Raw genomic sequence first — 14,458 nt, 5'->3', positions numbered from 1 at the left:
ATCTATGGGGAATGGCCACACTACATAGGTTCTGCCTTGCCTAAATACCAAACTGACTACAGCAAATTTAACATTGAAAAATCAACAGGCCCTAATATCAATTAGCATAATTAAGTGTTCTATTTTAGGTAAGAAAATAGTGTCGATAACAAGGCAAATTTTTCGTTATTGAATTGTTTCATATCAGAAATTTTTAACGCAGTTAGCGTTAGATTTAATCTCTCATATTGATTAAACATTATTACCGATTGGTATAATACCGACCATTAATCAGGTAACCTTCAATAAATAAAAAGCTAAAACTTCTAGAAATAAATTATATTTCTAAGTAATTAATTTTAATCCTATCATTACCAACATAACTATATTTGCAAGTACACCGATTAAAAAGAAGTAACTACGCGGGCTTGGGTTATCTTCAGTTGCTATAGCGTAGTACAAAGCCATGTGAATTAAACGCGCTATTAAGTACACCCAAATACACATTGAAAAAATAGGACTTTGGTAATTAATTACAAATGCAAGTAACACAGTACCTATAAACAATGCGCTGTTTTCAAGCGTATTATGAAATGTTCGATGTGCCCTAAATATAAAGCTGTTGTGCGATAAGTCTTCACTAATTTTACCCGGTACCGCATTAGGTTCTTTAGCTTTACTAAACGTAGCAACTGCCCACTGTACCAGTAACATAATTAAGTATAGGTAAAATGCCAAGTAGGCAGATAATGTAATTTCGCTCACAATTAGATCCTTTATTTTATTTTTAACTAATATTACAAAAGCAAAAAACAAGCCAAAGCTAAGCAATTGAAATTTAATAGGGTTTTTATTTTCATGGTATTGTAAATGTAAATAACTCCTTATTTTTATAAAAATTTCTTACTACAATTGTACAACTAACTCATTGCAACAGATTTACGAAAGCGTGTTAGAGCAAACATAAAAAATACACTACCTATTGCAAGTAAAGTTAAAAAGTAAGGCCAAACTACATCCCAGCCAGCCCCTCTATATAAAATAGCTTGAGCAAATTTTACAAAGTGAGTTGTGGGTGCAGCCAACATAATATTTTGCACTACTTCAGGCATGCTTTCACGCGGTGTAACGCCGCCCGACAACATTTGTAATGGTAATAAAATAAGAATCATCAATAAGCCAAGCTGTGGCATAGTACGCGCCTGAGTACCAAGTAAAATGCCTAATGAAGTTGTTGCAAACAAGTGAATTGCTGCACCTAATAAAAATAAAGTCGCAGAGCCATGAATAGGCACTTGTAGAACCCCTTCAATAACAATAAATAATGAAAACGTAGTTAATAATAAAATTACTAAACCATTAGCCCAAATTTTAGACACTACTATTTCAAATGGCGTTATTGGCATAACAAGTAAATGCTCCAGCGTGCCGTGCTCTCGCTCCCGTATAACCGCCGCTCCTGTTAAAATAATTGATATCATAGTAATTACGTTCATTAATTCCATAACACTTCCAAACCACACACTCGTTTTGTTTGGATTAAATAAGATGTGTGATGATTGCTCTATCGGCAGTGTATAGGTAGTTCGATAACCTTTTACAAACTCATTAATTTCAGCACTTATAATTGTTTGAATATAGTTATCACCAATAAATGCTTGAGACATGCGGGTTGCATCGATATTTACTTGTAACGTAGGTTGTTTACTAGCGAGTACATCACGTTCAAAATCTGGCGGAATATTTAGTACAAAAGTATAACTACCATTATCAAGTGTTGGGTCAACGTTTGTTAACAAAATTACATCTGGTGTTTTAAAATAAGGACCATAAAAGGCATTTATTATGCGCTTAGATAGCTGTGATTGGTCACCATCTACAACAGCTATTGGTGCATTATTTAATTCTATAGATGTTGCTGAAGAGACAACATAAATTAACCCCGTAAAAGCAAAGAACACAAAAAGTAATAGCGCTTTATCACGCCATAAACTACGTAGTTCTTTAACACCTAAATTAAAAATATTTCCTCGACGCTGCATAATTATTTATCCTGCTTTGGAAGTAAAAATACACTGGCTAACGTCAATACCGGTATAAAAGCAAGTAAAGGTAAAAGCTGTGCTGATAATTCGTAGAAATTCAGCGCTTTATTAAATACACCACGGCAAGCTTCTAAAAAATAAGTTGTCGGGAATAGCTTTCCAATAATGGCACTGATGCCATCAAGTGATGAAACTGGGTCAATAAGACCACAAAAATTTACGGCTATCATAAGTACAACTATTGTCGATGCAGCTAGAGCTGATATTTGTGTTTTTGTAAAAGCTGAAATTAGTAACCCAACACCTGTGGTAGCTGTAACGTATAGCAATGCCGCAACACTTAATGCCCAAAAACTTCCCTTTAGCGGCACACCAAATACCGTTATAGCAAGTGCAACTAAGCCAAAAAAACTCACCATACTGACCAAAATATAAGGCAATTGTTTACCTATAATAAATTCAAGCCGAGTAACTGGCGTAACATATAAATTAGTTATTGAACCTAATTCTTTTTCACGCACTACACCAAGGGCCATTAGAATTGCAGGTATGAAAACCAATAAAAGTGGAATAACAGCAGGTACCATAGCTTCAATACTTTTGAAATCCTGATTATACCGATAGCGCGATTCTATATTCGCAGGTACTAAATTAGGCACAACACCATAAGTGCGCAATGATAGATCTGTTAAATAACTATAATACGAGCTGGTCATATAACCATTTATGGTTTCCGCCCTAAACGGCATTGACCCATCAATCCATACTACAATTTCGGGCTGGCGTCCGCGTTTTATTTTCCGTCCAAAGTTAGGTGGAATTTCAACTGCAACACTTAATTCACCACTTTGCATGCGTTTATCGAGTTCTGTAGGGCTTGTTATATCTGCTTTTTGAACAAAGTAGCGTGAACCAGCTATATTTTGAATATAATCACGACTTTCAGGCGTTTGATCTTGATCCATTACCGCAAAACTCAAATCTTCCACATCAAAGGTAATGCCATAACCCAAAATAAACATTAGAATTATAGAGCCAAGCAATGCAAAAGTTAATCGAATAGGATCGCGCCATAATTCGATGCTTTCACGATGTGCATAGCCTAATAATCGTAATAAGCTAAAAGCTGGATTCGTTTTTTTCTTACCAATTAAAGGCGCTTTAATTATCGTATCAGTATTGTTCCCCATTGATACAACTTCAGGTTTCTCTAATACAGGTTCAATTGCCGCTTCTTCTAGGTAAGTAATAAATGCATCTTCAAGTGTATCTACACCTCGTTTTTCACAAAGTGAAATGGGAGTGTCACTTGCGAGAACTTTACCTGCATGCATTAATGAAATTCTATCGCAACGTGCCGCTTCATCCATAAAGTGAGTAGAAATAAAAATAGTAACGCTTTGTTCACGTGAAAGTTCAATAAGTAACTTCCAAAAATCATCGCGAGCAACAGGGTCTACCCCTGATGTAGGTTCATCAAGTATTAGCATTTCAGGGTTATGCACAACAGCTACAGCAAGTGATAAGCGCTGTCTAATCCCCAAAGGTAAATCAGCAGGAAAGTCCTCACTGTATTTTTTTAGGTTAAAGCGCATAATTAGCTCTTTTACTCGCGACTTAATTTGATCAGCAGGTAAATGAAACAGTCGCGCATGTAACTCCATATTTTGCCTAACACTGAGTTCACTATAAAGTGAAAACGCTTGCGACATAAAACCCACACGTTTACGAGTTTCTATATTATTAGCATCTACGGTTTGACCAAATAACTTTGCTTCCCCACTCGTTGCAGGCTGTAACCCAGTAAGCATTTTCATAGTTGTGGTTTTACCACATCCATTTGAACCTAAAAATCCAAAAATTTCACCTCGTTCAATACTTAAGCTAACATCACTTACTGCAGTAAAATCACCATATGTTTTAGTAAGCGCTGTTGCCATTATGGCAATATCTGCTTTATTCGTATTTTGTTTTCGAGGGGGGACTACTAATGTATGGTGATCATGTCGCTTAGTATCGGGGAGTAATGATATAAACGCTTCATCAAGTGATTTTCGTCCTGTTTGGATTTTGATATTTTGTGGGCTGCCTGTGCCAATTACTTTGCCATCATCCATAGCAACTAGCCAATCAAAGTCATCAGCTTCTTCCATATACGCAGTAGCAACCAGTATGCTCATACACCTATTTTGAAGACGAATACGTTCAATTAATTGCCAAAACTGGCGACGAGAAAGAGGGTCCACACCAGTTGTTGGCTCATCTAAAATCAGTAATTCGGGATCGTGAATTAAAGCACAACATAAGCCAAGTTTCTGTTTCATCCCACCTGACAGTTTTTCTGCAGGTCGGTCAGCAAACTCGGTTAGCCCTGTACTTTTTAATAAATTTTTGATTCGCTGTTTACGCTCTTTTTTTTCTTGTCCAAAAAGGCGACCAAAAAAATCTATATTTTCAAAAACCGAAAGTGTTGGGTATAGGTTTTTACCCAAGCCTTGTGGCATATACGCAATACGGGGAGAAACCGAAGTCCTAAAATTGCTATTGCGCATACTGCCTTCTAAAACTTCAACCTCCCCATCTTGCACGGCACGTGCCCCCGCAATTAAAGCCAATAAGCTAGATTTCCCAACCCCATCAGGCCCTATAAATCCAACTATACTTCCTTTAGGTAATTCAAGATTAATACTATCAAGCGCCAAGTTATCACCATATCGGTGCACAACATTTATAAGCTTTACAGCACAAGTAACGTTTTGAGCTTTTTCATTATTATTTACATCAGCCATTATTCAGGCACTCTTACCTGTAATTGCGTAGGCCAATTAGTCTCAGGCGCAAGTAGAACATAAGCAAGTCCCGGTACACCTGTTTTTACTTGCTCAATATGATCTTTTAATAATTGTGCATCTAACTTAACTTTTACCCTAAACATCAGCTTGTCTCGCTCGTTTCGAGTCTCAACTGATTTAGGTGTAAATTGTGCCTGCGCTGACACAAATGTTACTTTCGCTGGTAATGTATATTGCGAAACCGCATCTATAATAATACGCGCCTCAGAGCCTATTGTTACTTTACCGGCTTGTGCTGTTGGTAAATAAATGCTCATGTAAACATCAGTTAGATCAAGTAGCGTAAAAACCTTACCACCACTACCAAGTACCTCTGCGGGCTCAGCTAACCGATATAATATTCGGCCACTAATGGGGGCTTTAAGAGTACTATCTGCGATGTTACTTCCCAAGCGCTCAATACGCGCTTGTGCGGCCTCTATTTCAGCATCTGACTGAACTACTTTTACACTAGCCGCTTTTAAAGCCGCTTGTGCAGTAGCCGAAGCGGTCCGTTTTTGATCTACCACTTCTTTTGAAATATGCCCTTGTTTGAATAGTGCTTCAGAGCGACTTAATTCAGCTTCTACAAAGGTTAGTTCACTTTTGTGTTGTTCTACAATTGCCAAAGCATACTTACGTGACTCTTTTGCAACACGTAACCCTGCATTAGCTTCGCGCAGCTGCGCATTTAAATCATCGGTATCAATAATTGCTAAAGTTTGACCGGCCTCAACCATATCGCCTTCTTGGGCCAATACTTCAACTAAACGACCAGGCAGCTTTGTTGCAATATCGTATTCAGTAGCTTCTATACGACCATTTCCATAAGCTACGCTCTCTGGCAATTGTTCAGATAGCAGTGCAGATTGCTGATTTTGCCAAACATACCAACCACCTCCCCCCAATATGACCACAGCAGCGATTATACTGAGAGATTTGAGTGTCGATTTAATCGTCATGGGGTAAAGCTCCATAAATAAAAGTAGGTAAATGTAGTTAGTAATGGCTTATTTTATAAAATTAGGCTGATACGACACTATTTTTGATGTTAAATCACTATCTGAGTTAACTATATTATAGGAATGACTCTACTTTCCTTTTTCACGATAGTAGATTATTTTTAATGAATTTATAGTCAGTATCCCTATTAATAATCTATCATTCTCATTATTTATAGGCATGATGCAGATCAAAAAACATTCACCCAATAATAAAGATTACAAAAAAGGTGACAACTTACTAAAACGGTTAATTTTTTGGATCGCAAAAATAAATTAAAACAGCTCGATTATGAATACCCCGTGTTTACAAGAGTCTCTGTAACTTGAGAAACTAAAGCTATGAAAAAATAAAATCGCTGTACATCAAAATTTCGTGAACGTGTAATTAAGCTTGTTACTACAACATGAGTATCCCTTCTCTTTGGGATGCGCTAGTAGGATCTGATTTGGTTACATAGCCTTTGTGAAAGACCGATTCTCACGGAACATCATAGATTGGTGTGTATTAACGAAAATGCACACAGACCTTATTCTTGATGCAATTGAATATGCAAACTGAGAATGGGTAGGTCGGTTTGACAATCAACGGTTATATTGTTCAATAAAGTACGTTTTAACAACTCAATATGAGGAGAACTACTATGGCAATTTAAACCAATCAGTTAAAGTAACCCGACTTAAACCAACTGGTCTGCGATGAACTCGGGGCTATTCACCATTTTATTAATTGATTTTTGACATCCCATAGCATTAATCATGACTAATCAGCCCTATATTTCAAGGAATGCTGCTAACGGCTAAGAATATTCTCCTTAAACAAAGGCATAAGATCATACCTTTAAGTCAAAGTATAGTTCGTAATCTTGCCTAATAGTACAGTTGCCATCCACATAGTTAATTGACCGTTTAAATAATATTAAATATACACGTTATCTATTTCGTTAAAGTAATTTACAGATTTTAAAACTCAGAACAACAAGGAAAAATAATGAATAAATTATCTGTACTACCACTTATTGCGGTTTCGCTATTATTTAATTCGCATATTACAAAGGCTAGTAATATCCAATCACTTCAAGGCAGCTGGGCAGGCGAGCTAAAAATATCTGAAAATAAGAAAATGGAAGTTGTTTTTAACTTTAATAATGTAAAAACGGATATAGAAGCCACTATAGATATTCCTCAGCAACAACAATTTGGTTTAACGTTTAATAAAGTAGAATTTAAAAATAATAAAATTACTTTGGCAATGGATATGGCAAATATGAAGTACTCTGGACAGTTAAGTAATAAGAAAATTACAGGACTATATTCACAAGGTGGGTTTTCGGCTCCTTTAGATTTATTTCCTGTAACAAAAATCTTTAAGCGTGAGAAAAAACCACAAGATGTATCAAAAAATGTTCCATACACAATAGAGCACGTTAACTTTAAAAACCCTGATGGCTTACATTACCTAGATGGAACACTAACTTACCCAAAGACTGGCAATATAAACACTGTAGTCATTTTACTTTCTGGCTCAGGACCAACAACTCGAGATGCTGACGTATTCGGTCATAAGGTTTTTGCAGTACTTGCGGATCAGCTAACTAGACAAAATATTGCCGTATTAAGATACGACGATCGAGGTGTAGGAAAATCCACTGGCAATTTTACTACTGCAACAAGTGAAGACTTTGCAAGTGATGCTAATGCCGCCTATGACTTTTTATCAAAGCATCATAAGTTTGAAAATAGTAAAATTGGTTTTATTGGGCATAGCGAAGGTGGCCTAATAGGTGCAATTGCTGCAGCTAAAAACCCTCTAATTGATTTTTTTGTAAGCTTAGCTGGACCAGGAGTTGACGGTGGGCAAATAATAATTGATCAGTCATATTACATACAAAAATCTAGAGGGCTTGAAATAAATAAACTTAACGAGGACAACACACAACAAAAACATATATTAAGTGAAGTTAGGGCTGGCATTTCTGAGCAAGATCTAACTGAATTACTGATTAAATATAATATTCCTAGTGAAAATGCTAAAGCACAAGCTATTCAAATGACCTCACCATGGTTTAAGTATTTTGTTAAAACGGAACCAAAAGATTTTCTAGCAAAATTAAACATACCCATACTGGCATTAAATGGTAGTTTAGATTCTCAAGTACTTGCAGAAAAAAACATAGCTGGAATTAAACAGTCAGTTAAACCAAATAAACTTACAACAAAAATATATAACGGGTTGAACCATTTATTTCAACCAGCAAAAACTGGTTTACCTGAAGAGTACAGTAAAATTGATATAACCTTTTCTGAAACTGTAAGTGACGATATAAGCCGATGGATAAAAGAGCTAAACTAATTGCTTAGTTCAACCTAAAAGGTTTTAACATTATTTAAAGCCTTTTTTACTTATAGCTCTTATTTATTTTATCAAAAAGAAAATAGAGATGAATATATTAAAAAAACACCACACACAAAACACGCAAGCAAACACATTATTTTGGATGATTCAAATTACTGGGTGGGGGTTATTCACTTTATTAAATTTAGCTACTCGGCAATATTTTGTATATTTTCATTTCTCAGAGCTAATTAATTCTGTAGTACTTGGATTATGTTTGTTAATTACAACCAGTGCACTAAGAAAGTATTACCAATATAACTTGGTCAATAAAAGCGGTCTTTCTGGGCTTGTGCATATATTATTGGGCTCTGTCGTTGCTGGATTTTCAGCTATATTTTTGTATGCCCTCATTATAGTCCCTAATCAAGCTTATATATTTCAAACTGTAACGCCTGACTTATGGCAACAAATTTTATATAGCTCACCTGTAATTATGCTGCTATTACTTGTTTGGTCTGTGATTTATGCAATAGTAAAAAAACAACAACTTTTAAAGCAAACACACAACGATAAAGTTACACTTGAACAGTCATTAAAAACGGCCAAGCTTGATATTTTGTTAAGCCAAATTAATCCACATTTCATATTTAACGCAATAAACAATATACGCGCACTTATATTAGAAGACTCTGACAGAGCACGAGATATGCTAGCCCATCTTAGTGAAGTAATGCGTTACACAATGCAAATAGATAAAGAAAAACTTATCCCCTTATCAAACGAACTCGAAGTGGTTAAACAATATATAGCGCTTAATAAATTACAATTCGAAGATAAATTAGAGGTTGAATACAAACTCAATCCTGAAACCTTAGAGTTAGCAGTTCCTCCTATGATTTTACAGCTATTGATTGAGAACGCAGTCAAGCACGGTATAGGTAAACTAAAAAGCGGTGGCACTATAATTATTTCAAGCCAAATCGTAGGTACCTATTGGTTACTAAGTGTAGAAAACAGTGGTGTGCTATCCCCTGTTAACACAAAAAATTCAACTTCTGTTGGGCTAAATAACATTAAACAGCGCCTTTTACTTGTGTTCGCAGAGAAAAGTAGTTTTACACTTAGCTCTTCTAAGTTAGGTGTATTAGCAAAAATAAAGCTACCTTTACAAAAAATAAAACACACTACTTCATACTTAAAATAATGAATGAGATCACCATGATAAAAGCAATAATTATTGAAGACTCCAGACTGGCACGATTAGAGCTGAAATCACAACTAAAAAATATACCTTATATTGAATGTGTAGCTGAAGCAGAAAACATTGAACAAGCTCTAGAAGTTTATAAATTATACCAACCCGAGCTTATTTTTTTGGACATAGATTTACCAGATGGCAGCGGCTTTGACTTTTTAACCAAACTTGAACAACCGCCAACTGTAATATTTACAACAGCATTCGAAGAATACGCGCTAAAAGCATTTGAACAAAATGCTATTGATTACTTACTCAAACCCTACACCAAAGAACGCTTAGAGCATGCGTGCAAAAAAATAGAGGTATTAACACTACCTAAACCCATTGAAAAACAAACTATACCTGATGCAACTATGACCCTGAACAGCCAATTTTTTGTTAAAGACGGGCACAATTGCTGGTTAGTTAAGCTTGCCGATGTAGAGCGCTTTGAAGCGATGGGAAATTACACCCGAGTTTATTTTGAAAACAAAAAACCAATGATTTACAGGACATTAGCACAAATTGAGCCCAGATTGCCCTGTGATTTATTTTTTAGAATCAGTCGTCAAAATATTGTACAGCTAAATAAAATCGAATCAATAAATCCATGTAGTTCTGGAGGTTTAGAACTAACACTGACAAGCGGAGTGATTGTCGATGTATCTAGGCGTCAAACGAGTTTATTTAAATCAACTCTTACACTTTAGTTGTTACGTCCTCAGTTTAAGCGTAACTAATACAATACCATGATCGGTACTTAAATCATCACGCTCGAACTCGGGATTTATCAAATGCCTGTTGTAAGTGCTGTAGTCACTTACTTCAAAAAAGCTGTCATCGTAACTAGTATCAAACTCACACGATAATAAAATGTAATCAAATACTGAGCCACTAGCACCATAATAATGTGTTGCTACTCTTAACGGTGTTGGTTTTGTTATTACTTCATTGTTAGAAATCTCATCATTGATTTGCTGCGACTTAACAAACAAATCCCATGAATCATTTAAACAATATTTAGCGAGGTAGGTTTTAGCATCAAATGCAGGCGCAAAGCGTAGCGTACTCGTTAGTAAATGGCTTAATACGCCATCAGCAAGTTCATTATTAAAGTCCCCCATTAATAGCATGGGTTGTTGCGTAGCTTCGCGACGAGCAATCATTTGTATCATTAGTAATGTAGCTTCACTGCCACGCTGAATAGTTGAGCCCCACCCACCCGCTACATTCGCTTTTAAAATTTCAATTATGTTTTGCTCGGGTGTAAGCTCTTTGTTGTGTTCATCAACATTAATCATAGGGCGCTTAGATTTAAAATGCACCACGTAACAATCAACATTGCCTATATGCGGCAGCGTTATAGTTGCTCTTAGTACTTTACGACTAAAGGTAAACTCACTATTAAGGCCAAGCGCATTTGCAAGCTCGCTATCGTGCTCAACCGACGCCACTTCAACTATGGGGTATTTAGAGGCGATTGCCACTACGGGGCGTTTATAAATAAAGTCATCAATCACCTCTGGCGTATCAACTACTCCAAAGTAATTATAACCTTGCCCACCCACTAGCTCTTTTAACGAGTCAATACTAAACACTTCCTGAAAACCAATCACATCAGGGGCATGTTCTGTTAAGTAATCAACAATCCAACGCTGCTTTTTAGCCCACTGCTGCGCGGTATAAATTTTCTCAAACTCATAATATGCATTGGGCGGCTCAAGATAGTTAAACAGGTTAAATGTGGCTATTTTTAGTTGGGTGTTAATAATTCCAGATTCATCACTGTTTAAATCTGTATCTAACTGTTTAAGATCTTGATTGCTGATGGGGTTCGCCTAAGTAAAGTTGAAAGTGTTGCTGGCTTATAAACTATCATTTTATTACATGTTTACGGAATAAATCAGCCTGCTTAATTGTAATTTTATACACTCTTTTATTTTAGTCTTTATTATATCTCTCAATAAATAGCATTAACGTGCTTAACCATATAAAATTCGCGGCAATTAAATATGAGCGAAGCGACATTGTAATGAGTAGAAAGATTGAACTATTAGCCCCAGGCGGTGATGTTAACGCGGTAAAAGCCGCCATTGTAGCCGGTGCTAATGCGGTTTATTGTGGATTAGATACCTTTAATGCACGTAACCGAGCGTCTAATCTTTCGTTTGATGAGCTTAACGGCGTACTTCGCCTAGCCCATGAATACGGCTGTGAAATATTTTTAACGCTAAATGTAGTTATATTAGAGCACGAAATGGGCGCGCTCTTTAAGCTACTTAACCAGCTAGTAAATACCACGCTCGATGGCATTATTGTGCAAGATTTAGGGTTGTTTAATATCGTTAAAAAGCACTTTCCTACTTTGCATATTCACGCATCAACTCAGTTAACCACGCATAACGAATCGCAAATTGAATTTTTAGCGCGCATTGGCGCTACACGTGTAAATTTATCGCGAGAGCTTAACTTAACTGAAATTAAAATACTCACCGATGTAGCGCACAAGTGCGATGTATTAACCGAGGTGTTTGTACATGGTGCATTGTGTATTGCGTTTTCGGGGCAATGTTATTCAAGCTCAGTAAGTGTGGGTAACTCAGGTAACCGTGGTCGTTGCTCACAAGCATGTCGTGATGAATACGAGCCAACGGCCATGGGTAACAAACATCCATTAAACTTAAAAGACAATTCAGCCTATTTTGATTTACCGGAATTGGTAGCCGCAGGTGTTGACTCGTTAAAAGTAGAAGGTCGCATTAAAGGTGCTAACTACGTACATACCGTTATTGATAGCTGGCGCAAACAAATAGATACCTTTGTACAAACAGGTAACTTAATTGAAGACGATTCAAGCTTATACAAAGTATTTAACCGTAATTTTACTAATAAGTTTTTGCAAGGTGACATGACAAAAAACATGTTTACCGACAACCCGCGCGACCATAGCTTTGATCATGCTAACGAAAAAAGTAACGCGATTTCGGTTGTGCAAATTTACGATGCACAGCAAGATCTCGCCGCAGAAAAAAATGACATTGATACGTTAGTTAAAAAGAAAATTGAGTTTTTAGATATTTCAAAGCGAGAACTACGCTTTGAGTTTAGCGGCCAATTAAACCAGCCATTTACAGTAACACTGACAATAAACGATAAACACGACAACACCCTAGCAGAGCAAAGCGCTCTGCAACCTCAGCGCTTTGAAGTTCAATCGCAAATGATGATGCAAACTGCCGATAAATCGGTTGTTGATATTGCAGCTATTGATAAACGCTTTAAAACCTTTAGTAATGCCAATTTTGAAATTAAAAATATGGATTATTCAAACTTAGCCGATAACTTGAGCATTCCGTTTAAAGAGCTTGCCCGTATTAAGAAGCAAGTCGCGTTTTTATTAAACGAAGGCAAAGACGTACTCGCCCCTGTTGAACTGCCAAAACTAGTAAACCACCCTAAAGCCGATAACAAAACAACACTCTCTATTTTAATATCGGACATAAAAGACGTTTACCTATGTGATTTAACCGATGGTGATGTTTACTTTAAATTACCAGAGAGCTTTAGAACCGATAACGATAAATACATTAATGTATTTTTAGAGCACCCACAGTTAATTCCGTGGTTTCCGGCGGTGTTAATTGGTAAAGATTTTGAAGAAGCAGTACGTTTGCTCGAGGTTGTAAAACCTAAGCTTATTATTAGTAACAACACAGGCGTTGCATTTAAAGCAGTACAAATGGGTATTGATTGGATTGCAGGCCCGTTGTTAAACACCACAAACTCTTATGCGTTACTAACACTAAAAGAAGATTTAAACGCAAAAGGCGCGTTTATTTCAAACGAAATAAACAAACCACAAATGCGTAATATTAAACGCCCTAACAATTTTAAAATGATGTACAGCATTTATCATCCAATACTAATGATGACTAGCCGACAGTGTTTTTTCCAGCAAACAGTAGGATGTAAAAAACCACGCATTGACGCAAGCTGTATGCTCAGCTGTAAAAAAGAGACCACCGTTACCAATATTAAAGGTATTAGCTTTGCTATTGATAAACAAAAAGGCGGCTACCCAAGTATTTACAACCATGAGCAATTTTTAAACATGGATATTGTGAGTGACTTTGCCGACAAATTTGACGAATTTATGATTGATTTAACCGACATTGGCTCAGGCGATAAAGAAAAACTGGATAAAGCCGTGTTACTTGCGCATTTTCAAGATTTAATCAACGGGCAAACACAAGCAGCTGAACAGTTAAATCACATGGTAAAAGTAAAAACACGTCAACAATATGTTGAAGGCCTAAACAGTTAAGTTAAGTTAAGTTAAGTTAAGGTAAGTAATAACATGACATTGCCATTATTATATTCATTACAACACTGCCCATACGCAATGCGTGCACGAATGGGTATTTTAATGGCAGAGCAACACGTGCTATTACGCGCTATAAAAACTAAAAATAAACCACCGCATCTTTTGCAAATATCGCCAAAAGGCACGGTGCCTGTTTTATTACTACCGAATAATCAGGTTATAGATGAAAGCCTAGACATTATGCTCTGGGCTTTAAAGCAAAACGATCCGCATAATTTACTGCATACTCAAGACCCATTAGCACTTGAGCGCATGCTTGAGTTAATTAAGCTAAACGATACGCAATTTAAACCCGTGCTCGAAAAGTACAAATTTTATGCTCGTACAAAAGACATGGCACAAATTTATTACCAAAAAGCCTGCGAAGAATTTATTAAGCAATTTGAAGCAAAACTAACCACGCATAAATACTTAATGGGCGATGAAAAAAGTCTAGCCGATTATGCCCTGCTGCCATTTATTAGACAGTTTGCCCGTGTAGATAAACATTGGTACTTACAAAGTGAATACACGCATGTACGCGCATGGTTAAACGAGTTTTTACACGCCCCTATGTTTACCAAAGTCATGGCCAAATTTGATTTGTATATGGACTGCGGCGAAGAGTTTTTGTACGGCGTTAAAAAGTCTTAACTTAGCCTTT

10 protein-coding genes are annotated in these 14,458 nt (G+C 36.5%); 5 read left to right on the top strand and 5 right to left on the bottom strand.

The features are described from left to right. Window positions 1–324: 324 nt before the first annotated feature. The 4 genes from V6260_RS01385 to V6260_RS01370 form a co-directional block, all read right to left on the bottom strand. Window positions 325–744 (bottom strand): MAPEG family protein, encoded by a 420-nt coding sequence (locus tag V6260_RS01385; RefSeq protein ID WP_341592224.1) that lies wholly within the window; start codon window positions 742–744, stop codon window positions 325–327. A 155-nt stretch (window positions 745–899) separates the two neighbouring features. Further along, window positions 900–2,021: an ABC transporter permease gene (locus V6260_RS01380; protein ID WP_341592222.1), complete on the bottom strand. Its 1,122-nt coding sequence runs from the start codon at window positions 2,019–2,021 to the stop codon at window positions 900–902. 2 nt (window positions 2,022–2,023) lie between these two features. Further along, a complete protein-coding gene (gene rbbA, locus V6260_RS01375) occupies window positions 2,024–4,813 on the bottom strand; it encodes a ribosome-associated ATPase/putative transporter RbbA (protein ID WP_341592220.1) in 2,790 nt (929 codons plus the stop codon). Beyond that, window positions 4,813–5,817: an HlyD family secretion protein gene (locus V6260_RS01370; protein WP_341592218.1), complete on the bottom strand. Its 1,005-nt coding sequence runs from the start codon at window positions 5,815–5,817 to the stop codon at window positions 4,813–4,815. Before V6260_RS01370 ends, rbbA begins: the two co-directional genes overlap by 1 nt. A 1,030-nt stretch (window positions 5,818–6,847) precedes the next feature. Here V6260_RS01370 and V6260_RS01365 point away from each other — a divergent pair. The 3 genes from V6260_RS01365 (at window position 6,848) to V6260_RS01355 (ending at window position 10,141) form a co-directional block, all read left to right on the top strand. Then, window positions 6,848–8,209, top strand: a complete 1,362-nt coding sequence (locus V6260_RS01365; protein ID WP_341592216.1) for an alpha/beta hydrolase family protein — start codon at window positions 6,848–6,850, stop codon at window positions 8,207–8,209. A gap of 88 nt (window positions 8,210–8,297) precedes the next feature. Continuing rightward, window positions 8,298–9,398 (top strand): sensor histidine kinase, encoded by a 1,101-nt coding sequence (locus V6260_RS01360; protein ID WP_341592214.1) that lies wholly within the window; start codon window positions 8,298–8,300, stop codon window positions 9,396–9,398. Window positions 9,399–9,412: 14 nt separating this feature from the next. After that, window positions 9,413–10,141, top strand: coding sequence for a response regulator transcription factor (locus V6260_RS01355; protein ID WP_341592212.1), 729 nt, complete (start codon window positions 9,413–9,415; stop codon window positions 10,139–10,141). Window positions 10,142–10,144: 3 nt separating this feature from the next. Here V6260_RS01355 and V6260_RS01350 read toward each other — a convergent pair whose 3' ends face one another. Further along, window positions 10,145–11,167, bottom strand: coding sequence for an endonuclease/exonuclease/phosphatase family protein (locus V6260_RS01350; protein ID WP_341592577.1), 1,023 nt, complete (start codon window positions 11,165–11,167; stop codon window positions 10,145–10,147). A gap of 296 nt (window positions 11,168–11,463) precedes the next feature. Between V6260_RS01350 and V6260_RS01345 the strand changes: the two genes are divergently transcribed. Both V6260_RS01345 and V6260_RS01340 read left to right on the top strand, forming a co-directional pair. Further along, entirely contained in the window at window positions 11,464–13,755 is a 2,292-nt protein-coding gene (locus V6260_RS01345) for a peptidase U32 family protein (RefSeq protein WP_341592210.1), read from the top strand. A gap of 33 nt (window positions 13,756–13,788) precedes the next feature. After that, on the top strand, window positions 13,789–14,448 hold the full coding sequence (locus tag V6260_RS01340) for a glutathione S-transferase (protein ID WP_341592208.1): 660 nt from the start codon (window positions 13,789–13,791) through the stop codon (window positions 14,446–14,448). Window positions 14,449–14,458 lie beyond the last annotated feature (10 nt).

It is taken from the genome of Pseudoalteromonas aliena, assembly GCF_038155085.1.
Lineage (GTDB): Bacteria > Pseudomonadota > Gammaproteobacteria > Enterobacterales > Alteromonadaceae > Pseudoalteromonas > Pseudoalteromonas aliena_A.
This window is presented reverse-complemented; position numbering and strand designations above follow the sequence as displayed.

Coding starts and splice junctions, on each gene's coding strand:
- V6260_RS01380 (WP_341592222.1), bottom strand. CDS start 2,021: ATGCAGCGTCGAGGAAATATTTTTAATTTAGGTGTTAAAGAACTACGT.
- rbbA (WP_341592220.1), bottom strand. CDS start 4,813: ATGGCTGATGTAAATAATAATGAAAAAGCTCAAAACGTTACTTGTGCT.
- V6260_RS01370 (WP_341592218.1), bottom strand. CDS start 5,817: ATGACGATTAAATCGACACTCAAATCTCTCAGTATAATCGCTGCTGTG.
- V6260_RS01365 (WP_341592216.1), top strand. CDS start 6,848: ATGAATAAATTATCTGTACTACCACTTATTGCGGTTTCGCTATTATTT.
- V6260_RS01360 (WP_341592214.1), top strand. CDS start 8,298: ATGAATATATTAAAAAAACACCACACACAAAACACGCAAGCAAACACA.
- V6260_RS01355 (WP_341592212.1), top strand. CDS start 9,413: ATGATAAAAGCAATAATTATTGAAGACTCCAGACTGGCACGATTAGAG.
- V6260_RS01345 (WP_341592210.1), top strand. CDS start 11,464: ATGAGTAGAAAGATTGAACTATTAGCCCCAGGCGGTGATGTTAACGCG.
- V6260_RS01340 (WP_341592208.1), top strand. CDS start 13,789: ATGACATTGCCATTATTATATTCATTACAACACTGCCCATACGCAATG.